Origin of the sequence: Chlorobaculum sp. MV4-Y, assembly GCF_025244685.1 — a bacterium.
In the GTDB taxonomy this organism is placed as follows: Bacteria; Bacteroidota; Chlorobiia; order Chlorobiales; family Chlorobiaceae; genus Chlorobaculum.
On the sequence record NZ_CP104202.1, the window covers coordinates 278,675 to 305,217 of the forward strand.

Annotated in this window: 25 protein-coding genes, 1 tRNA gene and 1 pseudogene; 8 read left to right on the forward strand and 19 right to left on the reverse strand. The window is 58.0% G+C overall.

What is annotated here, in order from left to right; translation table 11 throughout:
- Positions 1-23 precede the first annotated feature (23 nt).
- Positions 24-96 (reverse strand) — tRNA-Ala (locus NY406_RS01345).
- Positions 97-197: 101 nt separating this feature from the next.
- On the opposite strand from NY406_RS01345, the gene NY406_RS01350 reads away from it, so the two are divergent.
- Positions 198-1,070, forward strand: a complete 873-nt coding sequence (locus tag NY406_RS01350) for a cell division protein FtsX (RefSeq protein ID WP_260534811.1) — start codon at positions 198-200, stop codon at positions 1,068-1,070.
- Between the two features lie 22 nt (positions 1,071-1,092).
- Here the strand turns inward: NY406_RS01350 and nfo are convergent, their stop codons facing one another.
- The 4 genes from nfo to purN form a co-directional block, all read right to left on the reverse strand.
- Positions 1,093-1,938 (reverse strand): deoxyribonuclease IV, encoded by an 846-nt coding sequence (gene nfo / locus NY406_RS01355; protein ID WP_260534813.1) that lies wholly within the window; start codon positions 1,936-1,938, stop codon positions 1,093-1,095.
- A 61-nt stretch (positions 1,939-1,999) separates the two neighbouring features.
- Positions 2,000-2,986 (reverse strand): glycosyltransferase family 2 protein, encoded by a 987-nt coding sequence (locus NY406_RS01360; protein WP_260534815.1) that lies wholly within the window; start codon positions 2,984-2,986, stop codon positions 2,000-2,002.
- Positions 2,987-3,649 carry a 7-carboxy-7-deazaguanine synthase QueE gene (locus NY406_RS01365; RefSeq protein ID WP_260534817.1) on the reverse strand — a complete coding sequence of 221 codons (663 nt, stop codon included), beginning with the start codon at positions 3,647-3,649 and terminating at the stop codon, positions 2,987-2,989. It abuts the gene before it with no gap.
- Positions 3,646-4,224 carry a phosphoribosylglycinamide formyltransferase gene (gene purN / locus NY406_RS01370; protein WP_260534819.1) on the reverse strand — a complete coding sequence of 193 codons (579 nt, stop codon included), beginning with the start codon at positions 4,222-4,224 and terminating at the stop codon, positions 3,646-3,648. The genes NY406_RS01365 and purN overlap by 4 nt, the downstream gene beginning before the upstream one ends.
- Before the next feature lie 222 nt (positions 4,225-4,446).
- Between purN and purH the strand changes: the two genes are divergently transcribed.
- Positions 4,447-6,018: a bifunctional phosphoribosylaminoimidazolecarboxamide formyltransferase/IMP cyclohydrolase gene (gene purH, locus NY406_RS01375; protein ID WP_260534821.1), complete on the forward strand. Its 1,572-nt coding sequence runs from the start codon at positions 4,447-4,449 to the stop codon at positions 6,016-6,018.
- Between the two features lie 109 nt (positions 6,019-6,127).
- On the opposite strand, the gene NY406_RS01380 is transcribed toward purH, so the two are convergent.
- Positions 6,128-6,613 carry a DUF456 domain-containing protein gene (locus NY406_RS01380; RefSeq protein ID WP_260534823.1) on the reverse strand — a complete coding sequence of 162 codons (486 nt, stop codon included), beginning with the start codon at positions 6,611-6,613 and terminating at the stop codon, positions 6,128-6,130.
- Between the two features lie 9 nt (positions 6,614-6,622).
- Complete coding sequence (gene queG, locus NY406_RS01385; protein ID WP_260534825.1) at positions 6,623-7,555, reverse strand: tRNA epoxyqueuosine(34) reductase QueG; 933 nt, start codon at positions 7,553-7,555, stop codon at positions 6,623-6,625.
- A gap of 103 nt (positions 7,556-7,658) precedes the next feature.
- Here queG and NY406_RS01390 point away from each other — a divergent pair, with 103 nt between their 5' ends.
- Positions 7,659-9,602 carry an FAD-dependent oxidoreductase gene (locus tag NY406_RS01390; protein WP_260534827.1) on the forward strand — a complete coding sequence of 648 codons (1,944 nt, stop codon included), beginning with the start codon at positions 7,659-7,661 and terminating at the stop codon, positions 9,600-9,602.
- A 51-nt stretch (positions 9,603-9,653) separates the two neighbouring features.
- On the opposite strand, the gene NY406_RS01395 is transcribed toward NY406_RS01390, so the two are convergent.
- From NY406_RS01395 to NY406_RS01430, 8 genes are all read right to left on the reverse strand, one after another.
- Entirely contained in the window at positions 9,654-10,799 is a 1,146-nt protein-coding gene (locus NY406_RS01395) for a serine hydrolase domain-containing protein (RefSeq protein ID WP_260534829.1), read from the reverse strand.
- Positions 10,800-10,816: 17 nt separating this feature from the next.
- Complete coding sequence (locus NY406_RS01400) at positions 10,817-11,695, reverse strand: MlaD family protein (protein WP_260534831.1); 879 nt, start codon at positions 11,693-11,695, stop codon at positions 10,817-10,819.
- Between the two features lie 24 nt (positions 11,696-11,719).
- On the reverse strand, positions 11,720-12,454 hold the full coding sequence (locus NY406_RS01405; protein WP_260534833.1) for an ABC transporter ATP-binding protein: 735 nt from the start codon (positions 12,452-12,454) through the stop codon (positions 11,720-11,722).
- A 1-nt stretch (position 12,455) separates the two neighbouring features.
- The gene (locus NY406_RS01410; protein WP_260534835.1) at positions 12,456-13,253 is read right to left on the reverse strand and encodes an MlaE family ABC transporter permease; all 798 of its coding nucleotides are present in this window, start codon (positions 13,251-13,253) and stop codon (positions 12,456-12,458) included.
- Positions 13,254-13,351: 98 nt separating this feature from the next.
- Positions 13,352-14,218, reverse strand: a complete 867-nt coding sequence (locus tag NY406_RS01415; RefSeq protein ID WP_260534837.1) for a PHP domain-containing protein — start codon at positions 14,216-14,218, stop codon at positions 13,352-13,354.
- A gap of 243 nt (positions 14,219-14,461) precedes the next feature.
- Positions 14,462-15,313: an undecaprenyl-diphosphate phosphatase gene (locus tag NY406_RS01420; RefSeq protein ID WP_260534839.1), complete on the reverse strand. Its 852-nt coding sequence runs from the start codon at positions 15,311-15,313 to the stop codon at positions 14,462-14,464.
- Positions 15,314-15,332: 19 nt separating this feature from the next.
- Entirely contained in the window at positions 15,333-16,013 is a 681-nt protein-coding gene (gene rdgB, locus NY406_RS01425; RefSeq protein WP_260534841.1) for an RdgB/HAM1 family non-canonical purine NTP pyrophosphatase, read from the reverse strand.
- 4 nt (positions 16,014-16,017) lie between these two features.
- Positions 16,018-16,731 carry a pyridoxine 5'-phosphate synthase gene (locus tag NY406_RS01430; RefSeq protein WP_260534843.1) on the reverse strand — a complete coding sequence of 238 codons (714 nt, stop codon included), beginning with the start codon at positions 16,729-16,731 and terminating at the stop codon, positions 16,018-16,020.
- Between the two features lie 210 nt (positions 16,732-16,941).
- On the opposite strand from NY406_RS01430, the gene NY406_RS01435 reads away from it, so the two are divergent.
- Entirely contained in the window at positions 16,942-17,169 is a 228-nt protein-coding gene (locus NY406_RS01435) for an AbrB/MazE/SpoVT family DNA-binding domain-containing protein (RefSeq protein WP_260534845.1), read from the forward strand.
- On the forward strand, positions 17,169-17,552 hold the full coding sequence (locus tag NY406_RS01440) for a type II toxin-antitoxin system death-on-curing family toxin (protein ID WP_260633719.1): 384 nt from the start codon (positions 17,169-17,171) through the stop codon (positions 17,550-17,552). Before NY406_RS01435 ends, NY406_RS01440 begins: the two co-directional genes overlap by 1 nt.
- A gap of 470 nt (positions 17,553-18,022) precedes the next feature.
- On the opposite strand, the gene NY406_RS01445 is transcribed toward NY406_RS01440, so the two are convergent.
- Positions 18,023-18,577 (reverse strand): hypothetical protein, encoded by a 555-nt coding sequence (locus NY406_RS01445; RefSeq protein WP_260534848.1) that lies wholly within the window; start codon positions 18,575-18,577, stop codon positions 18,023-18,025.
- Positions 18,578-18,958: 381 nt separating this feature from the next.
- Between NY406_RS01445 and NY406_RS01450 the strand changes: the two genes are divergently transcribed.
- The 3 genes and pseudogenes from NY406_RS01450 to NY406_RS01460 all read left to right on the forward strand — a co-directional run bounded on the left by NY406_RS01450 (position 18,959) and on the right by NY406_RS01460 (position 22,565).
- Positions 18,959-21,364 carry an endonuclease MutS2 gene (locus NY406_RS01450; RefSeq protein WP_260534850.1) on the forward strand — a complete coding sequence of 802 codons (2,406 nt, stop codon included), beginning with the start codon at positions 18,959-18,961 and terminating at the stop codon, positions 21,362-21,364.
- 124 nt (positions 21,365-21,488) lie between these two features.
- Positions 21,489-22,084: pseudogene (gene pgsA / locus NY406_RS01455) on the forward strand (CDP-diacylglycerol--glycerol-3-phosphate 3-phosphatidyltransferase).
- Positions 22,085-22,088: 4 nt separating this feature from the next.
- Positions 22,089-22,565, forward strand: coding sequence for a phosphatidylglycerophosphatase A (locus tag NY406_RS01460; protein WP_260534852.1), 477 nt, complete (start codon positions 22,089-22,091; stop codon positions 22,563-22,565).
- Here the strand turns inward: NY406_RS01460 and dxs are convergent.
- The 3 genes from dxs to NY406_RS01475 all read right to left on the reverse strand — a co-directional run bounded on the left by dxs (position 22,547) and on the right by NY406_RS01475 (position 26,486).
- Complete coding sequence (gene dxs / locus NY406_RS01465) at positions 22,547-24,481, reverse strand: 1-deoxy-D-xylulose-5-phosphate synthase (protein ID WP_260534854.1); 1,935 nt, start codon at positions 24,479-24,481, stop codon at positions 22,547-22,549. The genes NY406_RS01460 and dxs overlap by 19 nt on opposite strands.
- A 79-nt stretch (positions 24,482-24,560) precedes the next feature.
- The gene (locus NY406_RS01470; RefSeq protein WP_260534856.1) at positions 24,561-24,986 is read right to left on the reverse strand and encodes a secondary thiamine-phosphate synthase enzyme YjbQ; all 426 of its coding nucleotides are present in this window, start codon (positions 24,984-24,986) and stop codon (positions 24,561-24,563) included.
- Between the two features lie 48 nt (positions 24,987-25,034).
- Positions 25,035-26,486 carry an alpha-amylase family glycosyl hydrolase gene (locus NY406_RS01475; RefSeq protein ID WP_260534858.1) on the reverse strand — a complete coding sequence of 484 codons (1,452 nt, stop codon included), beginning with the start codon at positions 26,484-26,486 and terminating at the stop codon, positions 25,035-25,037.
- Positions 26,487-26,543: the final 57 nt, after the last annotated feature.

A 26,543-nucleotide genomic window follows, 5' to 3' on the forward strand; every position in this document is an offset into this window, starting at 1 on the left:
CGCTTCTTATTACTTGATTTCTGTGGAGCTAAGGAGACTCGAACTCCTGACCCTTTGCATGCCATGCAAATGCTCTACCAACTGAGCTATAGCCCCATCGTGATGGACTAATAATCTGAAAAAAAAGTTGGATTTCCAACAGCTTTTTTTGAATCTTCGATATAAAATTTTCCAAAGAAGAAGAATAAACTGAGGTTATGAGTTTCTTCTACAGCATCAAAGAAGGGTTTGCAGGAATAGGCCGGGCCAAGTTGCCGGCAAGCGTGACCATCGCCACGGGCTTTTTTTCATTGCTGTTGCTTGGGCTCTTCGGGACGGTCTCTTTCAGCTTTTACCAGTTGATTCACGAGGTTCGTTCGCGCGTCGAGCTTGAGGTCTTTTTCGATGATCGTACCGGTGATCTTCAGGCCGATTCGCTGACCGAACGGATGAAAGCGATCACCGGGATCGCCAAAACCCGATTCATTTCGCGCAACGAAGCTGCTTCAAGGTTTGCCCGTGACTTTGGGGCGGATGTCGTGGGCATTCTCGGCATGAATCCGCTGCCGCGTTCTGTCGAAGTGAGCATTCAGCCGGGTTACGCTGCTCCGGATAGTATTGCGCACATAGAAAAACAGATCGCGGCGCTCGACGGGGGGCTCGATATCCGTTATAACAAAGAGTATCTGAGGGGTATCGAAAGGAACGCGCGCCTGTTTACGCTCATCACTGCAGGAGTTGGCGGGGTGATCGCTCTGGCGACCATTATCCTGAACGCCTTTACCGTCCAGCTTGCCATGTACGCCCGCCGCGACCGGATCAAAACCATGCGTCTGGTTGGTGCGACCCGCTGGTTCATCAGTGCGCCGTTTCTTTTCGAGGGGATCATTCAGGGCCTGGTTTCGGGTGGGCTTGCTGCGCTCGGTCTCTGGCTCATTTTCGAGCAGGCGCTGTTACGCTACGAACCGGCGATCTACCAGATACTGCATCCATCGACCTATGTGATCTATCCGGGACTTGTCCTGCTTGGCATCGTGCTCGGCTTTTTCGGCAGCACCTGGTCAGTGGCGCGCTTCCTGCGCGTTTCCTGAGCGCTGCCGCAGGGATAAACGGCTATTCGTTGGTGAAGTTGTAGAGCATCGCAATTTCTTCGGGCCAGCCCTCGGCGTTGGGGGTTTCGAGTATCAGCGGTATCTCCTCCAGCGCCGGGTGATGCATGATGTGCGCGAAGGCGTCGATGCCGATCATTCCCTTGCCGAGGCACTCGTGCCGGTCAACCTTGCTGCCGAGCTTCTGCTTGGCGTCGTTCAGGTGCATTCCCCTCAGATAAGCCATTCCTACCACGCGGTCAAACTCGGCCAGCGTTGCGTCCAATGCTTCCGGCGTTCTCAAATCGTAGCCACTGGCGAAGAGGTGACAGGTGTCGAGGCAGACGCCGACGCGCGATTTGTCCTCCACCAGTTCGATGATTCGCGCCAGATGTTCGAAGCACCAGCCGAGATTACTGCCCTGTCCTGCCGTGTTTTCGATTACCGCCGTCACGCCCGCCGTCGCTTCGAGTGACAGGTTCACCGACTCGGCGATGATTGCGAGGCAGGCATCTTCGTCAGTCAGATTGAGGTGGCTGCCGGGGTGGAAATTCAGCATCGTGAGCCCGAGCGCTTCGGCGCGCTGCATTTCGGTGATGAACGCTTTGCGGGACTTTTCGAGCTTGTCGGCTTCGGGCGCGCCGAGGTTGATGAGGTAGCTGTCGTGCGGCAGGATGTGGCCGGGCAGGAATCCTGCCTCCTCGCAGTTCCGTCGAAACGCTTCGATCGACTCTGTCGAAAGTGGAGCGGAGTGCCACTGGCGCTGGTTGCGGGTGAACATGGCGAACGCTTTCGCGCCGATCTTTTGTGCGTTCAGCGGGGCGTTCTCGACGCCTCCGGCAATACTGACATGGGCGCCGACCCGTTTCATAGTTCGTCTGGTTTGGAGGTTTTCGTGAATCAGAGGCTAACGACGATCTGCCATCGAAGGTTCAATCGGTCAGTTTTTCCACGATCTCGTCCGGCAGGTTCGCCGTCCGGCGGATCGACCACCCGCCGTTGCGCGATGGCCGGGTCGAGAGCATCTCGCCGAGCAGGCCGGTCGAGAAGAATTGCACGCCGAGGATGATGAGCAGTATGCCGAGGAACAGAATCGGCCGGTTGCCCGCCGGTTTGTCGAAAACGTACTTTTCGATGGTGACGTAAAGGCTGATACAGAGGCCAAAGAAAAAACTGCCGAGGCTCATCATGCCGAAAAAGTGCATCGGACGTTTGAGGTAGCGGGTAATGAACATCACCGAAAGGAAATCAAACAGGCCGGGCAGGAACCGCGATGCTCCGAACTTGCTTTCGCCGAACTTGCGAGCGTGGTGCATGACGGGAATTTCGGTGACGCGGAATCCTTTCCACTTTGCCAGCACCGGAATATAGCGGTGCATTTCGCCGTGCAGGTCGAGTGAAGCGACGAGTTCGCGGCTGTAGCCTTTCAGGCCGCAGTTGAAGTCGTGCAGCGGGATGCCGCTGAAGATGCGCGTCGTCAGGTTGAAGAGCTTCGAAGGTATGGTTTTGCTCATCGGGTCGTTCCGTTCCCGCTTCCATCCGCTCACCAGGTCGAACCCTTCGTTCATTTTCAGAACAAGGCTGGTGATCTCCCGAGGATCGTCCTGCATGTCGGCGTCGATGGTCACGACCACATCGCCCGACGCAGCGCGGAAGCCCGCCGAGAGTGCCTCGGTTTTTCCGTAATTCCGTCGGAATGAGATGAGGCGAATCTCCGGTTTCCCGGCAATCAGCTCTTCGATCACCTTGTCGGAGCCGTCGGTCGAACCGTCATCGATCATGATCACCTCGAAACTGAAGGGTGCATCGAAGCATCGCGCCAGATCGGGACTGTTCAGCGCTGCGAACAGTTGGGTGCACAGCTCGGGGAGCGACTCCCGCTCGTTGTAGAGCGGCACGATGACGGAGAGGCTCGTCATTTATACACCTCGAGCGTCGGGTTGCCAGATGTACTTGTGCAGCTGGAGCTGCATCCGCACCGGGAGGCGGTCGCAGAGAATCCACTCAGCGAGGAGGCGCGGTTCGAGCTGGCCGAACACCGGGCCGAAGATGATCGAGCACTTGCCGAGGATGCCGTGCCCGGCGATATACGATTTTGCCCACAGGTAATCCGCCTCCGAGGCTACGACGATCTTGAATTCGAAGCGTTCCGGCTCGTTGAGGGCGAGTGTGAAGTTGGCGGCGCAATTATGCTCCATGACTCCCGACGACGGCGCCTTGATGTCGATGATCGCGTGCACGCGCGGATCGACGCGATCCACCGGCAGGAAGCCGCCTGTTTCGAGTAGCACCGCTGGATGCCGATCGCAGAGTTCGGTGAGCAGCTCGAAGGCGCCCGGCTGGAGCAGCGGCTCGCCGCCGGTCACTTCAACGCACGGCGCGTCGAACGCCAGCACGCGCTGCACGATTTCGTCAACCGTCATCGTTGTGCCTTGCTTCTCAGCATATGCCGTGTCGCAGTAGCGGCATCCGTGGCCGCATCCCGCGAGCCGCACGAAACCGCATGGCCAGCCCGCAAAGGACGACTCGCCCTGGATCGAGTGGAAAATCTCGCTGATGTGGAGGGTCGTTTCCGTGCTCATGGCTGCTCGTCAAGCAGTTTTTCGAGCGCGGCGGGGTAGAGGCGATGCTCGCACCGGAGCACCCGCTCGGCCAGCGTTTCCGCGGTGTCGCCCGGCAGCACCGGCACATGGTTCTGCATGATGATCCGGCCCTTGTCGTACTCCTCGTTCACGAAGTGCACCGTCGCGCCGCTCCGGGTTTCGCCGGATTCGATCACCGCTTCGTGCACGCGCATTCCGTACATCCCGTGCCCGCCGAACTGCGGCAGCAGCGATGGATGGATGTTCACGATCTTCTCGGGGTAGGCAGCAATCACCGCGTCCGGAATCTTGCGCAGATACCCGGCAAGCAGAATCATGTCGATCTGCCGTTCCTGTAACGCCGAAAGCATTGCATGGGCGAAATCGTCATTCGTGCCGAACTGTTTTTCCGAGAGGTGCAGGGTCTCGATACCATACTCTTTCGCGAAATCGACCGCGCCGCACTGCGAGCGATTCGACAGGCAAAGCACGATTTCCGCGGGCAGCTCGTGTTCGATGATCGCGTGGAACAGCGCCTTGAAGTTCGAGCCCGTTCCCGAGCAGAATACCGCCAACCGTTTTTCTTGTCACTCATGCAGATCGCGTACAAAGGATTTCGTGAATTTCCTCTAATATGCACCCGAACGCTGCTTTTTTCAAGCTGAAAGGTTCCCGGTGAACGGTTCGGTTGGGAGTGTGCTTTGCGCGGAGTCGCAGTTCTCCGGTCGGTATAATCGCGGATTTTTGTAAATTCCCGGTCTATTTTTGCTTTCCGAACACAACACAACTCTCTGCTCATGCTTGATCCTGTCATCAAACGGGCGCTCGTTTCCGTTTCCGACAAAACCGGCATCGTCGATTTCTGCCGTGAACTGGCCTCGATGGGTGTCGAAATTTTCTCCACCGGTGGTACGCTGAAGGCGCTTCAAGATGCCGGTATCGCCGCGCAATCCATCTCGACCATCACCGGTTTTCCGGAAATCATGGACGGCAGGGTCAAAACGCTTCACCCGAAAATCCACGGCGGCCTGCTTGCCGTGCGTGACAATGCCGAGCATCAGCAGGCTGCGCGCGAGAACGGCATCGAGTTCATCGACCTTGTGGCGGTAAACCTCTATCCCTTCGAGGCGACCATTGCCAAGCCGGACGTGAGCTTCGAGGAGGCGATCGAAAATATCGACATCGGCGGCCCGTCGATGCTGCGCAGCGCGGCGAAGAATAACGAGTCGGTCACGGTGATCACCGATGCCGCCGATTACGCCACCGTGCTTGAAGAAATGAAGTCCAACGGCGGCGCGACCACGAGGGCGACCCGCCTGACGCTCGCGGCGAAGGTCTATGCGCTCACCTCGCGCTACGACACGGCCATCGCGGCTTACATGGCCAAAGCTGCTGGAATCGAGTCCGCCGCCGATACGATGACCGTCCGGCTCGAAAAAGAGCTGGGGATGCGTTACGGCGAGAACCCGCACCAGAGCGCCGGACTTTATAAAATGGACGACGGTAACGGAGTGCGCTCGTTCGGCGCGATTTTCGAGAAGCTGCACGGTAAAGAGTTGTCGTACAACAACATGCTCGATATCGCTGCCGCAACTGACCTCATCGAGGAGTTCCGCGGTGAAGAGCCGTCGGTGGTGATCGTCAAGCACACCAACCCGTGCGGCGTCGCGCAGGCTCCGACGCTCTGCAAGGCGTACCGCAAGGCCTTCTCGACCGACACGCAGGCCCCGTTCGGCGGCATCATCGCTTTCAACCGTTCGCTCGACATGGAGACGGCCAACGCGGTCAACGAAATCTTCACCGAAATCCTCATCGCTCCGGCCTTCGAGGAGGGCGTGCTCGATCTGCTCATGAAGAAGAAGGATCGCCGCCTCGTGCTCCAGAAGCAGCCGCTGCCGAAAGCGGGCTGGGAGTTCAAGTCCACGCCGTTCGGAATGCTCGTGCAGGAGCGCGACAGCAAGATGGTCACCCCCGAAGAGCTGACAGTGGTGACGAAGCGCCAGCCGACCGAGGAAGAGCTGGCTGACCTGATGTTTGCCTGGAAGATTGCCCGCCACATCAAATCCAACACGATTCTCTACGTCAAGAACCGCCAGACCTTTGGTGTTGGCGCAGGCCAGATGTCGCGAGTCGATTCTTCGAAGATCGCCCGCTGGAAAGCCTCGGAAGTGGGCCTCGATTTGAAAGGCTCGGTCGTCGCCTCCGACGCCTTCTTCCCCTTCGCCGACGGCCTTCTCGCCGCTGCCGAAGCCGGAGTGACCGCCGTCATCCAGCCCGGGGGCTCGATCCGCGACAACGAAGTCATAGAAGCAGCCGACGCGAACAATTTGGCGATGGTGTTTACCGGCATGAGGCACTTCAAGCACTGAGGTAGCGAGACGGGACATAGAACTGCAAAGGCAACAGGGACAGTGCAATGAGCGTTGTTCCTGCTCCCTTTTTTACTTTCTGAGCGATGCCAGTCAGGCCCGCATCTTCTCACACAAATCTCACCACTAAAAACACCCCGACCATAACAAACGCCACGGCGACCCGTACGGCGATGCCGATGGCCATGCCGATCCAGACTCCGAATCCTGCTGTGCTGGCTGTGCGGAGGTCTTTCTGGGCGTAGAGTTCGCCGAGGACGGCTCCGATGAAAGGCCCGATGATGATTCCGGGCAGACTGAAAAGGAGGCCGGTCACGGTGCCGATTGCTGCGCCGATGACGCCGTATTTGCCTGCGCCGAAACGTTTTGCGCCGAAAAGTCCGGCGAAGAAATCGATGAGGTAAGCCGCCGCGGTGAGCACGCCAAGAATGGTGATCGTGCCCCAGCCGACGTAGGCGAAGTTTTCCGCCCAGGCGGCGAAAACAAGACCGGCGAAGATCAGCAGAACGCCTGGTAATGCTGGCAGCACAAGGCCTGCGAATCCGGCGATAAGCAGGAGGGCGGAGGTGATCCAGAGAATGGTGGTGGTGTCCATGATGAACTACTATTTGTTCGTTTTTGCAAGTACCGCTCTTGCATTTCGTTTCAGTCGCTTGATGCCAAGGCGGAGGACTGGGGTTCCGGCGAAAAGCTTCCGGAATTGCGAGTTGGTGAGCTCGAGGGCTTGCTGAGGGGTAAGGTTGACGAGTTCCTCTTTTGGCTGAAAGCCGGAGTACGCGCTATCAACGCCAATGGTGTTGTGTGGGCAGGCGTCGAGGCAGTGGTCGCAGCCGTAGAGCCAGCCTTCGGTCATCGCCGATTCCTCGTCGGTGAAGTCGCGTTTCAGCTCTATCGTCAGGTATGAAATGCAGCGGGTAGCGTCGAGTTTGCCGGGGGCGATGAGCGCTCCGGTGGGGCAGGCGTCGAGGCAGGCAGTGCAGCCCTCGCAGGGGTTCCATTCGAGTGGTGTGTCGGGTTTGAGTTCGAGGTCGAGCAGCAGCTCACCGAGGAAAATTCGCGAGCCGTAACCGGGCACGATGAGCAGCGAGTTTTTGCCGGCGCGCCCGATTCCGGCGGCTTCGCCCCAGCCTGTTTCGAGCACGGGCAAGCTGTCCACACAGGCTCGTCCGTGGACCGGTTGCGCGCAGATCGAACGGATGAAATCGAGCAGCTCATGGAGCAGGTCACCGACCACGCGGTGGTAGTCCGCCATGACGGCGTAGCCGGAGATTGCGCCGGACTTTACAGGCGCGGGCCACGGCAAAGCGACGGAGATGACGGTTTTTACGCCGGGCAGAAGCAGTTCTGGATTGGCGCGTGCTTCGAGGCCGGTTTCGAGGTAGCCCATCTCGCCGTGCCGCTTCTCGTCGATCATTGTGCGATACTTCTCCAGCGCTTCGGAAAGCGGCATTGCGTCAGCAAACCCGGCGGCGCAAAAGCCGAATTCGAGGGCTTTCCGGCGGATCACTCCTTTTAAATCATTGAGCGTTTCAGACATCGTTGATTGCTTCCCGGTTGCGATATCATCCAATAATGCTTAAATATACGAGTCAACTTCACGTAGTTGTTCCGCAATCTTTCGAACCGCCACTACTTCCCTCATGCAGCGACGCGAGTTTTTCCAGCATTTTCTCAAACGCGCCAGTATCGGCGCGGGCGCATTGACCGCCGCAACTGCCAGTCTTGTCGGCTATTACCAACCGCGCAAGGCGGTGTTCGACACCTCCGGCAAGAACAACTCAGAGCTGCCCGAGAAGCTGACGACGCCGAAGAAGGCGGTGGTGATCGGCGGCGGTCTGGCTGGCATCAGCTCGGCGCTGGAGCTGGCGCGGCGGAACTTCGAGGTGACGCTGGTCGAGGCCTCGCCTTCACTTGGCGGCAAGTTGACTGGCTGGCCTATCGAGGCGCTTGGCGAGCGGTTTCCGGTAGAGCACGGCTTTCACGGCTTTTTCGATCAGTACTACAACCTCAACGAAATGTTCGCCTCGGCGGGCATCGGCAGCGAGATGTTCACCGCTTCACCCGGCTATCCGGTCATTTTCAGCGACCGGCAGGTGGAGGTGTTCGGTCAGACGCCCAAGTGGTTTCCTTTCAACATCCTGTCGGTGGTGCAGCAGTCCAAACGGCTCGATATCGCCTCGTTCCTAAAGGACTACCCCGGTCTGTGGCCGGTCATCAGCATGTTCCGCTACCAGTATGACCGCACCTTTCATGACTGGGACAGCATCGATTTCATGACCTACTGCAAGCGCGGCGAGGTGCTTCCGGCTTTCATCGACACGGTGCTGCACCCGTTTTCGGACGCCACGATGAACCGCATGGAGGTGCTTTCGGCAGCCGAGGCGATACGCTATTTCCATTTCTACTTTATGGGCAGTCCGGAGGGGTTGTCGTTCAGAATCACCACGAAGGATTGCATGAGTGCCCTCATCGATCCGCTGGAGAAGAAGCTAATGTCGATGGGCGTGCGGGTGCTGAAAGGGCAAAAGGTGCAGAACCTCGCGATGCAGGATGGGCGCGTCAAATCGGTGCGTCTCGCTGGCACGGGGGCTGCGAGCGGCGCGATTGCTTCGATTCCGAAGCGCGAGGTACCGGTGACGGGGTGGCTGCAACATACCTCCGAAGCGGGGATTCCGATGCTCGTGGCGCGGCTCGGCGCGGCGTGGGTGGCCCTCGACGGGCGCTGTACTCACATGGGGTGTCCGGTGGCTCCCGAGGCTGGAACGGGCGGCTTTCACTGCCCTTGCCACGATGGCCGCTTCAACGCCGAAGGGGTGCCGGTCAGCGGCCCGCCGAAAGCGCCGCTCGCCAGGCTCGACGTGCGTGAAGCGGGGGAGATGCTCGTTATCGAACAGGCTTCGACAGCCTCGTCATCGGTGGTCGTTACCGCCGAAGAGCTGCCGTGCGACTACTGCGTCGTGGCTTCGGACGTGCGCGGCACTCGCGAGCTGATCGCCGGTAGCCAGCCCGACAACCGCGATTTCGCCGGACGGGTGGCTGCGCTTGGCGAGGCCGATCCCTACGTCGTCTGGCGCGTTTGGCTCGACCGTCCGCTTCCGTCCGCCGACTTCCCGTTCTATACCGTGTCGGGCTACACCTACACCGACTCGATCACCTTCTATTCGAGCTTCCAGCAGCCCTTCATCGACTGGGCGAAGCGCATCGGCGGCTGCGTCGTCGAGCTGCACGCTTACGCCGTCGCGCCGCAAGACATTCGCCCCGAGCCGGAGATCCGCGCTGCGATGCTGCAAGAGCTGTACGCTATGTTTCCGGAGTCGAAAGGCGCCACGATCCGGCACGAAATTTTCATGATGCAATCCAACTTCACCCGCTGGGCCCCCGGCGACCACGCCACAAGACCGGGTGTCGAAACGCCCTACGCGAACCTTTTCCTCGCGGGCGACTGGGTAAGCACCAATGCCCCGGTTTTCCTGATGGAAGCCGCCGCTTTCACAGGCCGACAGGCGGCGAACGCCATTGCCGCGAAAGAGTCGCTACGGCAAAGGCCATTGCCGATTGTGCCGATGGACGGGATCTTTGCTTAGAACAGAAATTGGGATCAAAATCGAAAGGAAAAATCTCAAAAGCAGAATTTCTTATCTCCCCTCAAGGCACTCCACCACCGTGTCGTGCAGCACGGGTCGGAACTTGCGAATCCTGATATTCTCCGGCGTCGGCCAAACTCTGTTGCTTAACAGAATTACCGCTAAATCTTTTTCCGGATCGACCCAGATGCTTGTGCCGGTAAAGCCGAGGTGGCCCCAGGAGTTGGAAGAGAAGTAGTGGCCTGCGGATGATTTCCCTCCCGGGGTGACCAGGTCCCAGCCAAGCGCTCTCGGGGTATCGCCTCGTTCCCGGAAGCGTTTGACCGTCGAGGCTTTGATGTAGCGCTTGCCGTCGAGTTGGCCTCCGTTCATCAGCATTTTCACCATTTTCGTCAGGTCACCGGTCGTGGTGAAGAGCCCCGCGTGGCCTGAGATGCCCCCGAGCAGCGCGGCGTTCTGGTCGTTGACGAGCGGACGCGGGCGCGGAAGCTTCCAGATGCCATCCTCGCCGGTTGGCGCGATGCGAGCGGCAAGTGACAGTGGCGGTGTGAACATGGTCGAATTCATGGTGAGCGGCGCGGCGAAGCGGGTGTGAAAGTTGGCCGCGAGGCTTTTGCCCGTGATCTGTTCGACGATGCTACCGAGCAGAATGAAGTTCAGGTCGCTGTACTCGGTCTTCGCGCCCGGTACGGATACGACAGAGTCGCGGTCGATGGCTTGCAGCGCCTCCTCGCGAGTGGCGCAGGTTTCGGCGAAGTAGGTGTGTGCCCGAAGTCCCGAGGTGTGGCGCATGAGCTGCTCGATGGTGATTCGCTCCTTGCCGTTGCAGGCGAATCCGGGCCGGTAACGGCTGACGGGGGCGCGCAGGTCAAGCGAGTCGCGCTCGACGAGCTGCATGGCGATGCTGGTGGTGACAACCGCCTTGGTGAGCGATGCAGCGTCGTAGATTGTTGTTGTGTCCGCAGGAGCGCTGTGCGGATCGTAGGTTAAGTGACCGAACGCTTTGTGGAACACTGTTTTGCCCCGGTAGATCACCGCGAGGCTCGCGCCGGGGAAGACGCTATCGCGCACGGCCCCATTCATGAGCGTATCGAGCTTTCTGAAATCCGTCGCATCTGCGTTAGCCGGAACGGCAGTCGCCATCAGCAGAATAGCTACGCAAGCGCAGGCGGTAATGAGTTTCCGGAACAGGCGCATAAGCGTTCGGGATGCGGTCAGAAGAGCGTGAAGCGCACGTACCGGTTCGGCCTCTTCTTCAGATCGATGAGCAGGGTGTCGAGCGAAATCAGCGTCTTGCTTAGGTTGTTATAAAGCGCCGGATCGCTGTTGAGCTTGCCGAGCGTGCCCTTACCTTCGTTGAGCTGCTTCATCAGCGTTTCGGTTTCGGCGGCGGCGTTTTTCAGGTTCACGATGGTCTGCTCGGTGTTGTCGGCCAGTGACTTGTCGTTGATCAGCTTCGGCAGCAGCCCCTTGCCGTTGTGAAGTTCCGCGCTGACTCTGGTCAGCTCGTCCGAACTCTTGCGCAGGTTGGCCACGGTTTTTTGCAGGTCTTCGCCCATCTGTTTGTCTGAAATAAGTCGCCCGGCGGGGCCGTCGCCGTTATTGAGCTTGTCGAGCAACGTATTTAGTTTTTCAACAGTATTTTTGGCATTGTTGGTAAGACCCGTCAGGCCATCTTCCGGGACGAGCTGGATGAAATCGCCCTCCTTGACCGGTTTGCCGGTGCCAGCCTTGATGTCGATATATTTGTCGCCAAGCACGCCGAGGGAGCGGATTGAAGCCTTCGAGTCCTTGGTGACGAGGTTTGCATACTCGTTCTGCAACTTCAGTTCAGCTACCACGAACAGCGAGTCGTTCTGTGTGCTGAAGTCGAGTCGCGAGACAGTGCCGATTTTTTTACCCGCGACTGCAACGTAGTTGTTCTCGGCCAGGCCGTTGACGTTGCTGGTCATGACCTTGATGGTGGTCACGCCGGTGAAAACGCTCGTGTTTTTGCCAATTACCAGGCCGAGATAGGCCGCAAACCCGAGCCCAAGCAGGAAGAAGATGCCGGTTTTCAGGTCGCTCCATTTCAGTTCTTTCAGATTTCTCATGCTATCGCAGGGGTCTTGAAAAAATTAAAGTTCGAGAATTTTGTCCGACAGGATCGACTTGATGAACGGGTGCTGCGAATCGTGCAGCTGTCCGGTCGGGCCGTCGAAGATGATTTTGCTCTGGTACAGCACGGCGACTTCGTCCGCGATGGCGAAGACGTCGTCAATGATGTGGGTCACGAACACCGCGCCGAGGTCGTTGCTTTTTTTGAGCGAGGCGATCAGGTTCAGGATTTTGCGCGAGCTGACCGGATCGAGTCCGGCGGTCGGCTCGTCGAAGAGGATCATCTTTGGATTGAAAATCAGCGCCCGGCCAATCGCCACGCGCTTTTTCATGCCGCCGCTGAGGCTTTCAGGGAGTTGATCCTCGTAGCCTTCGAGTCCGGCAAAGCGGAGCTGCTCGACCACACGACGGTTTATCTCCTCATCGGGCAGGCGGAGGTTCTCGCGCAGGAAGAAACTCATGTTCTGGCTGATGGTCATCGAGTCGAAGAGTGCGTTGCCCTGAAAGACGATGCCCATTTTGCGCCGTATCGGGTAAAGGTCGGTCTCCTTGAGTGGAGTGATGTCCACCCCATCGACGAATACCTGCCCGCTGTTGGGCTTGATGAGGCCGAGCATGAGCTTGATGATCGTGCTCTTGCCGACGCCGCTGGGGCCAAGTATCGCCTTGATGGTGTTGTCCTGCACGGTCAGCGAAACCTTGTCGAGAATCACCTTTTCGCCGTATCTGAGTGTGACGTTCCGGAGTTCAATCATATCAGTGCATAATGTCGAGCACGAGTTTCGAGACGTAGAAGTTGGCTACCAGCACCAGACCCGACGAAGCCACAATGCCCTTGATGGTCGATCGGCCTACACCCGCCGTGCCGCCTCGCGCCGAGAAGCCGTTGAAACTGCTGACCAGCGTGATGATGATGGCAAAGACCGGAGCCTTGAGGAAGCTGACGACGAAATCTTTGGGCAGTAGCCTCGGGTAGATCGAATTCCAGAAGATACCGGGGTCGAGCTTGTGGTAGAACTGGGCGACAAGGGCACCGGTCTGCAATCCGGCGAAGTCGGAGAGGGCGATGAGTGGTACGAACATGATGAGCGCAGCCAACAGCCTCGGCATGACGAGTTTGGCGATAGGGTCGGTGCCAAAGGCGCGCAGGGCGTCGATCTGCTCGGAAATCTGCATTGCGCCAAGTTCCGCGCCGTTGCGCGATCCATAGCGCGCCGAAAGCATCAGGCCCATCAAGAGCGGTCCGAGCTCGCGCAGCACCGCGTTTGAGGTAGAGCGGCCAAGCATCGTTTTCGCGCCGAACTCTTCAAGCAGGTTGCCCACCTCCATCGACATCAGCGCTCCGATGGAGATCGAACTGACCAGCACGATCGGAATCGACTCGACGCCGCAGATCAGCGCTTGGTCGAGCACGTCACGCCAGTAGCGCTTTGCCTTGGGCAGAGTAGCAAAGGCCCGGAGAGCGAAATGAAAAAATTCCTGCATGGTCAGCACAAACTCCTTGAAGCGGAGCATCTTGCTTTCCAAGAGGTTACCGATGAGCGTTGCTGCCATAATTACAGGGTCAATTCATCAAAAAAACGCAGTGCATGGCGTCCCGGTGCAAGTATATGAAAACCTGACCGAATCTTCAGCCAAAGGGCGGAAAAATCTCACTCTTTGGCTGCCGGGGCAAGCCGGCTTTTCATTTTGGTCACCCATTCATAGGGGATCCATACCTGGCCGAAGTTGTCTTCGTGATCTTTCAGGCCGTGATAATCCGAGCCGCCCGAAAAGAGCAGGAAGTACTCGTTGGCAATTTCGCGGTAGTAGTTCTGGCGGTACGTGTCATGCGAAGGATGGATGATTTCGAGACCGTCCAGTCCGAAGGAGATGAGCTGCCGGAGGATTTCATCGGGCACGTTCTGCGCCGGATGGGCGAGGAACGACAGCCCGCCAGCTTCGTTGATGAGGCGGATAACCTCTTCCGGATGCGTTTCGATGCTCTTGACGTAAGCTGGGCTGTGCGAGCCGAGGTACTTGCTGAAAGCTTCGCTGAAACTTTTGACAAAGCCGCCATCCTGAAGCACCGCCGCGATGTGCGGACGCCCCACGCTGCCGTTCTGGGCCTTCATGATGATCTGTTCGATCTCGATTTTGACGCCCATCTTCGCCAGTTTCTGCACCATGCGTTCAGCCCGTTCCGTGCGGAGAAGGCGGCAGTGGTCAAGATAACGCTTCAGCTCGGATTGCTGATAGTCAAAAAAATAACCCAGGATATGAATGTCATACCCTTTGTAGGCCGAGCTCATCTCTACACCGGGGATAAGCTCCAGACCCAATTCGAGTGCTAATGGCTTTGCTTGGTCTATACCCTTAACGGTATCATGATCGGTGATGCTGATGGCTTTCAGCCCGGCATAAACCGCCTTGCGCACGATCTCTTCTGGCGTGAACAGACCGTCCGAACATTTGGTGTGTATGTGTAAATCTGCTTTATCAAAGCCATTATGCCCTACACCTGACGAGCTGTATGGCATGGCCAAAGTTTTGTTTAGTGTTTTTTTAATCTGACTATATAATAAAATTTCCTTCTCTGTTGTACACAATTAACAATAATTTTTGTGGTAGAAAGTTGCAGTGCGGCAGACGGCGCCCTCTGCGCTATCGCGCACGTATCCGCCAGCGAGTCAGCTCCTCCAGGTGAGCACATCGTTTACGGGCGCAGATCAGACGGATTGAACAGCGCAGTCTGATCTGCGACTGCCAGGCAGCCGCGCTTGTCACATGGGCAGCAGGTGGCCGGTGCCGAGCATGACGATGAGGCCGATGCCGACAATCAGGCGGTAGGCGATGAAGATACCGGTGGTGTGGCGCTTGAGGTAGTTGAGCAGAAAGGCGATGGAGAGGTAGCCGACAATGAAGGCGGCGATAGTTGCGACCACAAGGTTGATGATGTTGTGTGTCGATAACATGATTTCGTGCCGGGTCTGGTACAGTTCGAGCATTCCGGCAGCGAAGACCGAAGGAAGTGAGAGCAGGAACGAGAAGCGCGCGGCGGTTTCTCGGTCGAGGTTGCGGAACAGCCCGCCGGTGATGGTGACGCCGGAGCGCGACGAACCGGGAATGAGCGCCGTCGCCTGGGCCAGTCCGATGATGATGGCGTCCGTCCAGCTGAGTTCATTGATCGATTTGCCTCTGCGCCCGTTGCGGGTGCGATTGGCGGTGTGTTTCTCGGCTACGACCAGCACAAGTGCCAAGCTGATCATCGAGGCGGAGACGATGTAGAGCGAGCGCAGAACGGTTTCGATCTCGTGCTTGAACAAGAGGCCGAAGACGACGATCGGTATCGTGCCGACGGCGATCATCCAGCCCGTTCGTGCCTCGTCCGTTGCGAGTGGTCTGCCCTTGAAGATGCCGGAGATAACCGCCCCGCTGATCGAGACGATGTCCTTTGCAAAGTAGATCATCACCGCCGCGAGCGTGCCGATCTGGATGATCGCCGTGAAAGCTGCACCCGGATCGCCCCATCCCATGAGGGCTGGTACGATGCGCAAGTGCGCCGAGCTGCTGATGGGCAGGAATTCGGTGAGACCTTGTACGATGCCGAGGATGATGGCCTGAAAGAGGTTCATTGGATGGTTGTGACTTCGGTTATTTGATTCCGCATTGTGAAAGGGCCTCGCCGATGCGCTTTGCTGCTGCCATGACAGCGCGGCCACGGTGGCTGATGGCGTTTTTCTCGTCGATGGTGAGCTGGGCGAAGGTGCGCTCCATCCCCTCCGGCGCGAAGACCGGGTCGTAACCGAAGCCTCCGTCCCCCTGCGGCTCTGTGGTGATGACGCCGTCGATGTGCCCGTCGGTGGTTTCGTCGAAGAGCATCGCGCCGCCCTCCGTCACGGGCAGACGCCCCTTCATGGCGATGACCGTCCGGAAGCGGGCCGTGCGATCGCTTTTGCCTTGCATCGCCGAGAGCAGGTGGCGGACGTTGTCTTCGTAGGTTCTTGCGACGCCCTCCGGCACGGGCGCGTAGCGAGCGGAGTAAACGCCGGGCGCGCCGCCGAGCGCGTCAACTTCGAGGCCGGTGTCGTCGGCCAGCGCGATGAACCAGTCGAGGCGCGGCGCGACCAGCTCGAAGATCGCGTCCGCCTTGAGCCGGGCGTTGTCTTCGAGGGTCGGCTCGGTCTCCTCCACGTCGATGTCAAGTCCAAGATCTTGGAGCGAGCGGACGCTGATGCCGGAGGCCAGGCCTTCGAGCACGGGCTTCAGCTCGCGAACCTTGTCCTTGTTGCCGGTGGCGAGGACGATGGTGATGTCGGGATGTTTCGGTTCCATAGCGTTATCGGCGGATGAGGTCGAGAATTTCCTGTATGGCTGCCGGAAGCCCGATGAGCACGGCGCGAGAGATGATGGCGTGGCCGATGCTGACCTCCTCGATGTCGTGCAGCTCCCTGAATGGCGCGATGTTGAGGACGCTGAGGCCGTGCCCCGCAACCACGGTCAGCCCCATTTCGCGGGCGATGCGCGCCGACTTGCGGATGCGTTCCAGCTCATATGCCGTCTGTTCGTCGCTGGTGCAGAGCGAGTAGGTGCCGGTGTGAAACTCGACGATGTTCGCTCCGGCTTTGGAGGCAAGTGCGATCGACTCCTCTTCCGGCTCGATAAAGACGCTGACGCCGATCTCCTTGTCGCGCAACGGCTTGACGAATTCAGTCAGACGAATGAAGTGTTTCTGGATGGCGAATCCGCCCTCGGTGGTCAGCTCCTCACGCTTCTCCGGCACGAGTGTGACGAGGTCGGGTTTGACCGACAGCGCGATGCGCTGCATCTCGTCGGTCATGGCCATTTCGAGGTCGAGCTTGGTGGTAATCTCCTCCCTCAGCCGCGCGAGGTCGTTGTCCTTGATGTGGCGGCGGTCTTCGCGCAAATGGCAAACGATGCCCGCCGCGCCGTACTTTTCGGCGAGCAGGGCGGCTTCGACGGGATCGGGATGTCCTTCATTTCGTGCGTTACGCAGCGTGGCGATATGGTCAATATTGACGGCAAGTCTCATGTTCGTAGTCTCTTATGCGATGTTCATGCTTGGGGAATTGTCCCGGTGAGTTGAGAAGATAGATAAAACAAAAGAAACAAAACGTAAAATCAGCGGCAGGAAGGTGGATGGAGGCGCGGCTGTATTCGGATGCTTGCTTCGGGAACTTGGCGGTGATGCGGTAGCGTTATAACTTTGTATTGACGAAATTACAACCTTACCAAAGCAGCCATGATCAAGCAACTCACAAAACACGGCAACAGCATGGCGATGGTTATCGAAAAACCGATTCTCGAACTGATCGGCGCCGATGCCGACACTCCGTTTGAAATCACGACCGACGGCCAGGCGCTCATTCTCACGCCGCTGAAAAATCCAGAAGGGAGCGCGGCGTTCGGCGTGGCGCTTGAAAAGGTGAATACCCGCTATGCCAGGGCGTTGAAAAAACTTGCGGAGTGATGAGATTTCTGGAGCTTCACGAGGTTCTGCACATCCACCACGATCAGATCACCCGTTATGGCGGAACTCTCGGCGTTCGGGATATGGGCCTGCTCACCTCGGCGATTGCCATGCCGACAGCGACATTCAAGGGCGATTTTCTGCACACCGACATCCACGAAATGGCTGCGGCGTACCTTTTTCACTTGGTGAGGAGTTGCCCGTTTCTCGACGGAAACAAACGGGTCGGCGCGGTGTCAGCCATCGTTTTTCTCGCGTTGAACGGCTATGATTTTGAAGCGCCGGAAGACGATCTCGTTGAAATGGTTTGCGGTGTCGCCCGAAGCGAGCTGGAAAAAACTGATGTTGCTTTGTTTATGAGAATGTGGAGTGGAAAACGGTGAGTGTAGATAATCGTCTCCATTGTGGAAACAGAAGATTTAGACTCGTTTCTTTAGGAGCCATGTTAAGAACGTTTAGCTTCAATGGGATCAGCTTCTGCAGAAAAACGGCCGCGAAGTTTGAGCGTGGCTTCAACTGCGCGAATAGCCGCCCATAATATTATTAGTGAGAGAAAAATGTTGTTGCCTCCGCCCAAGTTTGCCCCTGCTTTATTGGCAAAAGTGACGCCAGCTGCAACAGAGGCGAGTATTAGCAAAATAACAGCGGCAGCTCGACTGTTATAACGGCGCAAAAAGAAACCACCGACAGCATAAATGACAGCGTCGAAAATGATGAAAAACCCAAGAAAGAAAGATAAAACTATTTGAAGAGCTGCGACAAAAAGAACCCCATCGATGTGTCTTTGACTACTTTAAGAGCATCGTCACGTGATTCAATTTTTGCAAACAACCCCTTCTTTTTCTCTTTTGATTTAGACATAAAAAGTTTTATCAATTTTTGTGATTGTATTTATTGCTTTATGAATAAGATCTTCAAATTTTTCTTTTTGGTTTTCTTTATAAAAAAATATTCCAATAGCTTTTTCTGGGGTTATAGAAATAGCATCTAAAGCCTCTTTGCAGCATCTAAGGGCAGATTCAATATGAATGCTAAAACTATCAGTGTTGAAATGGACGAGGTGGTTTCTTGTATTGTTTAGCCATTCGATATTTCTGCGATTTATGCTTTGATTATTTGAGAACACCTTGTCGAATAAATCCATAAAATAATCGAGTTTAGTGTTCGGTAATTCGCCATTATTGCTGTATGCTTCCAACCATTTTTTTCGATACTTTTCATTCCATGTTTGAAAGCTATTTCCTCCATGAAGGTTTATGCACATATATGCTTGTAATGCATTGTGAATAGATATTATGGCGTATTTCCAAGACAGGGGGTTCTCTTGAACCCGTTCAATGCAAGTGCAGAATTCAATTAATGACGCTTGCCCATCCGTGAGCCTATCAAAGTTTACGTAGTAATCCATTTTTAGACTCTAAATTGTATGGTTTTTGCATAAGACGCCAAAACATTGCTGTATGTCATTTACAATCCTATAGCTTCGCTACAACACTATTGAGCTAAGTCGAACAGAGCAACAACCTCCATGCTTTACCGCGCTCAATCACGGCACCAGTCCATTCAGCAAAAGTTTTTTTCCACAAATGTAGTGTTTCAGCAGAAAAAAGCTCGCACTTTCCGCCCATCTGAGCACAACAGACCACAGATTTTTCTGGATCGATCGAGTCGCTCGTCACCTGTCACGACATTCCACACCCATCCCCCCAACAAAATCCCTCGTCCTCAGCTTTTTCAGGATTATCTTTTATCTTGGCGGCCAGAAGCGTGAACGAAGTGAAACAGTGTTATGGTGAATATAGACGAAACGACAGCGACGGAATCAGTCTCCCTGCTCCGGAAACTCGAATTTGACAAGGTGGCGCGTCATGCGGCAGGATTCTGCATTTCGCCGATGGGGAGCGATCTCGTTATGGAGATGGGGCTTCCCGACGAGCGCGAGCGGGAGCTGGTGCGGGTGCTTGAACTGAAAGAGTTTCTGCTTGAAGGGCAGCCGCTGCCGTTTTCGCGCCTGCCCGATACGCGCCATCTGCTCGACAAGCTCGAAGTGCTCGACAGCTGGCTCGACGCCGCCGAGCTGCTCGATATTTTTTATCTGTTGCAAAGTGCAGTGCAGCTCCGCAAGTTCATGTTCACCAGCCGCGAGCGCTTTCCGGAACTGAACGAATTCACCATCCGCATCTGGCTCGAAAAGAGCATCCAGTACTCGATTTCGCAGGCCATCGACGAGCGGGCCGTGGTGCGCGATACGGCGAGCGACGGCTTGTATGAAATCCGCAAAAACCTCGGCGAGGCGCGTGACGGATTGCGCCGCAAGATGGAGCGCATTCTGCGGCGCTGCCAGGCCGAAGGGTGGCTGATGGAGGAGACCGTGGCGCTGAAAAACGGACGGCAGGTGCTGGCGCTCAGGGTCGAGAACAAGCACAAGCTGCACGGCTACATTCAGGACTACTCGCAGACCGGCCAAACGGTGTTCGTCGAACCGGCGGAGACGCTCGAAATCAGCAACCGCATCCAGGAGCTTGAAATCGCCGAGCGGCGCGAGATCGAGCGCATCCTGAAGGCGCTCTCCGACGGCGTGCGGCAGGAGCTGGAGAACGTGCGCCACAACGAGCGCATCATGGCCGCCTTCGACTCGCTCTACGCGCGGGCGCGGCTTGCCGTCGAGACGGCCTCCACGTTGCCGCAGATTTCGATGGGGCGGCGGCTGAAGATCGTCAAGGGCTACCATCCGTGGCTCTTCATTTCGCATGGCTTCTCGAAGGAAAAGGTTTTGCCGCTCGACCTGGAGCTTGGCGAGGATGAGCACGCGCTGGTCATTTCGGGGCCGAACGCGGGAGGCAAGTCGGTGGCGATGAAGACCGCCGGGCTGCTCGTCTGCATGTTGCGCCACGGCTATCTCGCGCCGTGCAGCGAGAGTTCGGTCTTTCCGCTCTTCAACGGCATCTTCATCGAAATCGGCGACGAGCAGTCCATCGAAAACGACCTCTCGACCTTCAGCTCGCACCTTTCGGCGATCCGCGACATTCTCGACCACGCTCAGCCCGACAGCCTTGTCTTGATCGACGAGCTGTGCTCTGGCACCGACGTTGAGGAGGGAAGCGCCATCGCCCGCGCGGTGATCGAGGAGCTGCTCCAGCGCGGCGTCAAAACCATCGTGACCACCCACCTCGGCGAACTGAAGCTCTACGCCCACCGGCGCGAAGGGGTTGTCAACGGCGCGATGGAGTTTGACCAGCACGGCCTCGCGCCGACCTTCCGCTTCCTCAAAGGCGTGCCGGGCAACAGCTTTGCCTTCGCGATGATGCGGCGCATGGGCTTTTCCGACGAGATTGTCAGCCGCGCGTCGGGCTTCCTCAAGAGCGGCCACACCGGGCTGGAGGAGATGATCGAGGATTTCCGTCAGGGTGCGGCGCGGAACCGCGAGCTGGAGGCGGAGCTCCGGCGTGAGCGCACGGCGCTTGCGGAGATTCGTTCCACGCTCACTTTGCAGCGGGCGGAGTTGCGCAAGAAGACGCAGGAGCTGAAAAGCCGTGGCTTGCGAGACTTGAACCGCCAGCTCGAACAGGCGCGCAAGGAGATTCGCGATCTGGTGCGCGAGGTGAAGGAGCATCCCGGCGACGAGGCCACGCTGCACAATGCGCGGACGAAGTTGGCCGGGATGAAGCAGGAGGCCGCGTCGAAAGAGGAGGCCGTCGAACGCGAGATCGCGCCGCAGGCTGACCTGAGTATCCGCCCCGGCGACACGGTGCGGATCGGCGATACCAACACCACAGGCGAGGTGGAGTCGATCCAGGGCGACTCCGCAGTGTTGATGTGCGGCAACTTCAGGTTGACCACGGCGCTGCGCGGTCTCGAAAAGATTTCCCGCGCCGGAGCGAAGCAGCTGCAAAAGGATGCGGCGACAGGCGCGGCGGGGAGCAAGAGCTGGTCGGTGCAATCGACGCCGCTCGAATCGACGCGGCTCGACCTGCGCGGCCTGACCGGCGACGAGGCGATTGCCGAGATCGGGCGCTTCATCGACGGGCTGGCGGTGCACCGGATGCCGTCGGGCACCATCGTTCACGGTAAAGGCTCGGGCGCGCTCCGGCTGCGCACTTCGGAATTTCTCAAGCAGCATCCGCGTGTCAAGAGCTTCCGCCTCGGCGACTGGCAGGAGGGCGGCGCAGGCGTGACGGTAGTGGAAATTCGCTGAGACAGTGCATGAAAAAGTCGCGCCCGCACATTGCCGCAGCGTTGAAAATAAGTGCGGGATGACGTATCTTTCCGCCTTGCGAGCGTCCGGACGCTGCCTTGCCGATTTCAATTTCATCATCGACATGACTTTCTCCAACCAGCTTACCATACTGAGAATCATTCTCGTGCCGGTTTTTGTGCTGCTGCTCATGCAGTCCGGCGCGTGGTACAAGCTGGCGGGGGTCATCGTGTTCGCCTTCGCGTCGCTGACCGACATCTACGACGGCTACCACGCGCGAAAGTATGACCAGATCACCAGGCTTGGCGCCTTTCTCGATCCCTTGGCCGACAAGCTGCTCATCACCTCGGCATTTCTTTTCTATGTATGGGAAGGCTATCTGGCGCTCTGGATGGTGTTGCTCGTGGCCGCCCGTGACATTGTGGTGACAGGGCTGCGCGTCTATGCGGAGCACATCGACCACCCTGTGGTGACCAGTAAGGAGGCCAAGTACAAAACCTTCGCCCAGAACCTGTTCGCCTATGTCATCATGCTTTTCATTCTACTGAAAGAAAAGAGCTTTTCGGCCCGAAGATGGCGGATTTCATGGAGGTGGTTCTCCATTCGCCCTGGCTTGGTTACGTGATGTTCGCCATTACGCTCTTCACGGTCTGGACAGGGGTTTCCTACCTCATCAGCAACAGGAGCCTCATTTTCCGCAACCCTGCGGGAGGGCGCTGAAGTCATGCAGAAATGGCTCGGCAGGATTTTCGGGAGCGCCTTTGGTATCGGGTATGTGCCGTTTGCTCCGGGCACCTTTGCCAGCGGAGCCGCCGCCTTGCTCTGCCTGTATGTGCCCGCGATTCGTGAATTGCCTATGCTCGTTTTTCTGATCGCGCTTTCGACGATGATCGGTGTGTGGGCAAGCGGGGTGATGGAGGAGGAGTACGGCGAGGATCCTTCGCAGGCGGTGATCGACGAGGTTGCCGGGCAGTGGATTTCGCTTTTTGCGATTCCATTTTCACCGCTCGCCGTGCTGCTGGCGTTTATCCTCTTCAGGCTTTTCGATGTCCTCAAGCCTGGGCCAGTTGATTGGGCGCAACGCCTGCCCGGTGGCTGGGGCATCATGTCGGACGATGTGCTGGCCGGAATTCTGGCCAACCTGTCACTCCGCCTCGTGATGTTTGCCCTCCCGATGCTGCCTTACGGCCTATCCCTGTAAAACTCCAGAATCTTTCCCGACAGACTTCCTGCGTCGAGGCCGACTTCACGGTACAGCTCATCCATGCTTCCGTGGGTGACGAAGTCGTCCGGCAGCCCGAAGGTAACGCACTTCACGCCGGGGTGGGCGTGGTGCAGGTAGTTGACCACGCTGCTTCCGAATCCCCCGATGATGCTGTTCTCCTCGATGGTGACGATGTGCGTGCATCTTTCAGCGGCCATGTCGATCATCTTGGTGTCGAGCGGTTTGAGGAAGCGCATGTCGCACACCAGCGGATCGAGGCCCGCCGTTTCGAGCAGCGCGGCGGTTTCGAGTGCCCGTTGTGACATTGTGCCGATGCCGAGCAGCGCCACCGATCTGCCCTCCCGCAGGATTCGTCCCTTGCCGACCGGAATCGGCGTGAACTCCTTGTGCAGCGTCGCGCCGCTGCCGCTGCCTCGCGGGTAGCGGATGGCGACCGGCCCTTTGATTTCGTACAGCGCGGTGTAGAGCATGTTGCGCAGCTCCTGCTCGTCGCCGGGAGCCATGATCGTCAGGTGCGGCACGGCGTTCAGGAACGACAGGTCGAATGCGCCGTGGTGCGTCGGGCCGTCCTCGCCGACGAGTCCGGCGCGGTCGATGGCAAACACCACGTGCAGGTTTTGCAGCGCCACGTCGTGGATGAGCTGGTCGTAGCCGCGTTGCAGGAAGGTCGAGTAGATCGCGCAGACCGGCTTGAAGCCGCCGCATGCCAGCCCTGCCGCAAAGGTGACGGCGTGCTGCTCGGCGATACCGACGTCGAAGCATCGCGATGGAATGGCTTTCTGGAGCAGGTCGAGCGAGGTGCCGCTCGGCATGGCTGCGGTGATGGCCGTGATGGTCGGGTCTTTCAGCGCCAGCTCGACCAGCGCTTCGCCGAACACCTCCTGATACTTCGGCTTCGCAGGTTTGCCGGGAGCCTTGACGTTCTTGCCGGTCTCGATGTCGAAGCCGCCCGCGCTGGCGTGCCACTTGGGCTGGTTTTCCTCGGCGGGCTTGAAGCCTTTCCCCTTGGTGGTGATGACGTGCAGCAGTTTCGGATGGTGGAGCTGGCGCATTTCGTGCAGTGCCTTGGTGAGCTGCTCAATGTTGTGGCCGTCGATCGGGCCGAAGTAGCGGAAACCGAGCGCCTCGAAGTAGGCGCCGGGCGTGAAGGCCGCCTTGATGCCGTCTTCGAGCCGGTGCACTGCGGTTTTGGCAGTTTCGCCGATTTCGTTGTGCAGCAGGGAGATGCTGTCCCAGACGAACTTGCGCAGCCGGTTGTAGGTCTTGTTCAGGGTGAGGTTGACCAGGTAGTTTTTCAGTCCGCCGGTGCTTGGCGAAATCGCCATCTGGTTGTCGTTGAGAATGACCAGCACGTCGGACTTCGTGTCGCCAAGGTGGTTCATCGCCTCAAAGGCCATGCCACCCGTGAGGCTGCCGTCGCCGATGATCGCCACCACCTTCTCTTTTCGCCCGGCCAGGTCTCGCGCCGCCGCCAGTCCCGCCGCCGCCGAGATCGAGGTCGAAGCGTGGCCGGTGTCGAAGGCGTCGTGAGGACTTTCGCTGCGCTTCGGGAAACCGGCCAGTCCGTGATACTGGCGGTTGGTGTCCATCTGCGCCAGTCGGCCGGTGAGGATTTTGTGCACGTAGGCCTGATGACCCACGTCCCAGACGATCCGGTCGGTCGGGCTGTTATAGACGTAGTGCAGCGCCACGGTCAGCTCGACGACGCCGAGGCTCGATCCGAAGTGGCCGCCGTTCTGCGAAACCAGCTCGATCACCTTTTTCCGGCACTCCGCGGCCACCTGTTCGAGTTCGTGCAAATTCAGCTTCTTGAGGTCGGCGGGGGAGTGGATGGACGAAAGCAGCGGATAGGCCTGCGGCACAGTGGCCGGAGTCGAGACAAGGTCTGCCATAGCATCAGGGGATGAGGTTCAGATGAAAGTACGTAGTTTTCTAACCTTTCGGATCACCCTACGGTTCCGGTCTGGAGCGCTATTCTCCCTGGATGTGCACCAGCACCTCGCGCTTTGGTCGCGGGCCGTCGAGTTCGATGAAGAAGATGGACTGCCATTCGCCGAGCATGAGCTGGCCCTCGGAGAACGGAATCGTTTCGGAGCTGTTCATGAAGAGGCCCAGCAGGTGTGAGTGGGCGTTGTCCCGCCCGTCAATCGTTTCGATGTTGTGCAGCCAGTCGCCGTCTTTCGGAATGAAGCGCTTCAGCCAGGTGGTCATGTCCTGCATGAGCCGCTCCTCCCGCTCGTTGATGTTGAGGCAGGCCGTGGTGTGGCGGCTGAGCAGCGTGACGGTGCCCTGTTGCAGGCCGGACTCTTCGAGCGCCGAACGCACGTCGGCGGTGATGTCGATGATGTCGATCGGCTGGGTGGTCTGACAGGCGATAGTGGTGGTCTGGTAGTTCATGGATGCGCGTTCGGAAATGTGGTGGTGAAAAACGCCGGTCGAGCCGCGTCAGCTGGTCTTGGCTATGAGCAGCACTCCTTCGTGGGGTGCGAGGCGGATGCTCAGGGTCGAGTCTTCGAGCTGGCGTTCATGCGGATGCTCCGGAAAGCGGGTTGAAAAGACATTGACCGCCGAATTGTCCAGACCGGCGAGCGCCGGGTGGCTGAAACGCGTGTCGATGCCGGTCGCCGAAAAGTTGGCGAGGATGAAGGCGTGAACGCCCGGAATCGTGCGGCAGTAGCCGAAGCAGAGCGACTGGCCGTTCGTGTTCAGTTCGAGCCATTCGGTATGACCTTCCTGGAATACCTCTTCGCGCCGGAACTCGAAGAGCTTGAGGTATAAATGCAGGAGCGCCTTGTGTGACGGTTCTCTGGAATGTCGGATGAGCTGCACGGGTATCTTTTTCTTCAGGCCGAGCATTTGCCCCTGATGTATCAGATCCATGCCTGGTGAAGTGAGCATTACCAGGGCCGCGACGGCGTGGTTCGGGCCGAAGCGCTCCGAGGCTCGAACCTCGTCGTGGTTCTCGATAAACCTGCACAGCTTTTTCTGGTACTCCCAGTCGGCGAGCAGGTGCCCCTTGAGCTTCGGCACATTGACCGGCGACGCGCCGAGATAGTCGTAAAAGGGCTTGTCGTAGGTGAAGTCGAACCCCATCTGCTGCAACTCCCACTCGCGATTCCAGTACGATTCGGCCAGAAAGAGGAACTTCGGGTGTTTCTTTCTGATCGCCTCGATCGCTTTGGGCCAGAACTCCTCGGTCATCTTTCCAGCCAGATTTTCCCAGGTGGTGTTGAACACATCCTTCAGAATCAGCATGGCCACATCACATCTTACGCCATCGCACAGGTCGCTGATGTGCGACAGGTTGTGGATCATCATCTCGTGGGTGGCCGGATTGGCGTAGTTGAGCTGAAGGGTGTCGCTCCAGGGCGGGAAGTACGGGTCTTTGCCGTGGGCCAGATATTTGCCTCTCGTGTATTCGAAGCACGATGACGGGTCATGACACTGTTCATGCCTCGAAATGCTGACGAACAACTCGGGATGTTCCGGCAGCCAGCGGTTGTCGAGGGCCATGTGGTTCGGTACGAAATCGAGCATCAGCCTGATGCCCATCTCTGCCAGTCGCCGGCGGAACGCCACGAGCGCGTCGTGGCCGCCGATGATTTCGCTCACCTCGTAGGCGGGGATGGAGTAGGGAGAGCTGACAATATCCTCGGGTTGCAGATCCTTGAGATGATCGAGCAACTCCGGGCGAAGCCCACGGTGCGAAGCCGCGATAGCCGCGCTGTAACGGCTCGGTCTCCACACGCCCATGAGCCAGACATGGGTGAACTTGCCGTCGAGAAGAATCTGCAGCTCCTCATCGGGCACTGCTTCAAGGGTGACAGGGTGCCCAAGCCTCGCCGAAATCTCTTTCAGCCAGACTCGCGTATTGATTTCATAAACCAGAGGAAACATGCCTGTACCAGTTGAGCGGAGGCGGCCAGTGTCGAGGCCGGAAATTTCGGATGCCTA

What these genes read in the sequence shown, in the direction of transcription:
- NY406_RS01460 (WP_260534852.1), top strand. Translation starts at nt 22,089, where the DNA reads ATGCAGAAATGGCTCGGCAGGATTTTCGGGAGCGCCTTTGGTATCGGG.
- NY406_RS01450 (WP_260534850.1), top strand. Translation starts at nt 18,959, where the DNA reads ATGGTGAATATAGACGAAACGACAGCGACGGAATCAGTCTCCCTGCTC.
- NY406_RS01380 (WP_260534823.1), bottom strand. Translation starts at nt 6,613, where the DNA reads ATGGACACCACCACCATTCTCTGGATCACCTCCGCCCTCCTGCTTATC.
- NY406_RS01470 (WP_260534856.1), bottom strand. Translation starts at nt 24,986, where the DNA reads ATGAACTACCAGACCACCACTATCGCCTGTCAGACCACCCAGCCGATC.
- NY406_RS01435 (WP_260534845.1), top strand. Translation starts at nt 16,942, where the DNA reads ATGATCAAGCAACTCACAAAACACGGCAACAGCATGGCGATGGTTATC.
- rdgB (WP_260534841.1), bottom strand. Translation starts at nt 16,013, where the DNA reads ATGGAACCGAAACATCCCGACATCACCATCGTCCTCGCCACCGGCAAC.
- purH (WP_260534821.1), top strand. Translation starts at nt 4,447, where the DNA reads ATGCTTGATCCTGTCATCAAACGGGCGCTCGTTTCCGTTTCCGACAAA.
- NY406_RS01390 (WP_260534827.1), top strand. Translation starts at nt 7,659, where the DNA reads ATGCAGCGACGCGAGTTTTTCCAGCATTTTCTCAAACGCGCCAGTATC.
- NY406_RS01365 (WP_260534817.1), bottom strand. Translation starts at nt 3,649, where the DNA reads ATGAGCACGGAAACGACCCTCCACATCAGCGAGATTTTCCACTCGATC.
- dxs (WP_260534854.1), bottom strand. Translation starts at nt 24,481, where the DNA reads ATGGCAGACCTTGTCTCGACTCCGGCCACTGTGCCGCAGGCCTATCCG.
- NY406_RS01445 (WP_260534848.1), bottom strand. Translation starts at nt 18,577, where the DNA reads ATGGATTACTACGTAAACTTTGATAGGCTCACGGATGGGCAAGCGTCA.
- NY406_RS01350 (WP_260534811.1), top strand. Translation starts at nt 198, where the DNA reads ATGAGTTTCTTCTACAGCATCAAAGAAGGGTTTGCAGGAATAGGCCGG.
- nfo (WP_260534813.1), bottom strand. Translation starts at nt 1,938, where the DNA reads ATGAAACGGGTCGGCGCCCATGTCAGTATTGCCGGAGGCGTCGAGAAC.
- NY406_RS01405 (WP_260534833.1), bottom strand. Translation starts at nt 12,454, where the DNA reads ATGATTGAACTCCGGAACGTCACACTCAGATACGGCGAAAAGGTGATT.
- NY406_RS01400 (WP_260534831.1), bottom strand. Translation starts at nt 11,695, where the DNA reads ATGAGAAATCTGAAAGAACTGAAATGGAGCGACCTGAAAACCGGCATC.
- NY406_RS01475 (WP_260534858.1), bottom strand. Translation starts at nt 26,486, where the DNA reads ATGTTTCCTCTGGTTTATGAAATCAATACGCGAGTCTGGCTGAAAGAG.
- NY406_RS01395 (WP_260534829.1), bottom strand. Translation starts at nt 10,799, where the DNA reads ATGCGCCTGTTCCGGAAACTCATTACCGCCTGCGCTTGCGTAGCTATT.
- NY406_RS01410 (WP_260534835.1), bottom strand. Translation starts at nt 13,253, where the DNA reads ATGGCAGCAACGCTCATCGGTAACCTCTTGGAAAGCAAGATGCTCCGC.
- NY406_RS01440 (WP_260633719.1), top strand. Translation starts at nt 17,169, where the DNA reads ATGAGATTTCTGGAGCTTCACGAGGTTCTGCACATCCACCACGATCAG.
- NY406_RS01415 (WP_260534837.1), bottom strand. Translation starts at nt 14,218, where the DNA reads ATGCCATACAGCTCGTCAGGTGTAGGGCATAATGGCTTTGATAAAGCA.
- NY406_RS01360 (WP_260534815.1), bottom strand. Translation starts at nt 2,986, where the DNA reads ATGACGAGCCTCTCCGTCATCGTGCCGCTCTACAACGAGCGGGAGTCG.
- queG (WP_260534825.1), bottom strand. Translation starts at nt 7,555, where the DNA reads ATGTCTGAAACGCTCAATGATTTAAAAGGAGTGATCCGCCGGAAAGCC.
- NY406_RS01430 (WP_260534843.1), bottom strand. Translation starts at nt 16,731, where the DNA reads ATGAGACTTGCCGTCAATATTGACCATATCGCCACGCTGCGTAACGCA.
- NY406_RS01420 (WP_260534839.1), bottom strand. Translation starts at nt 15,313, where the DNA reads ATGAACCTCTTTCAGGCCATCATCCTCGGCATCGTACAAGGTCTCACC.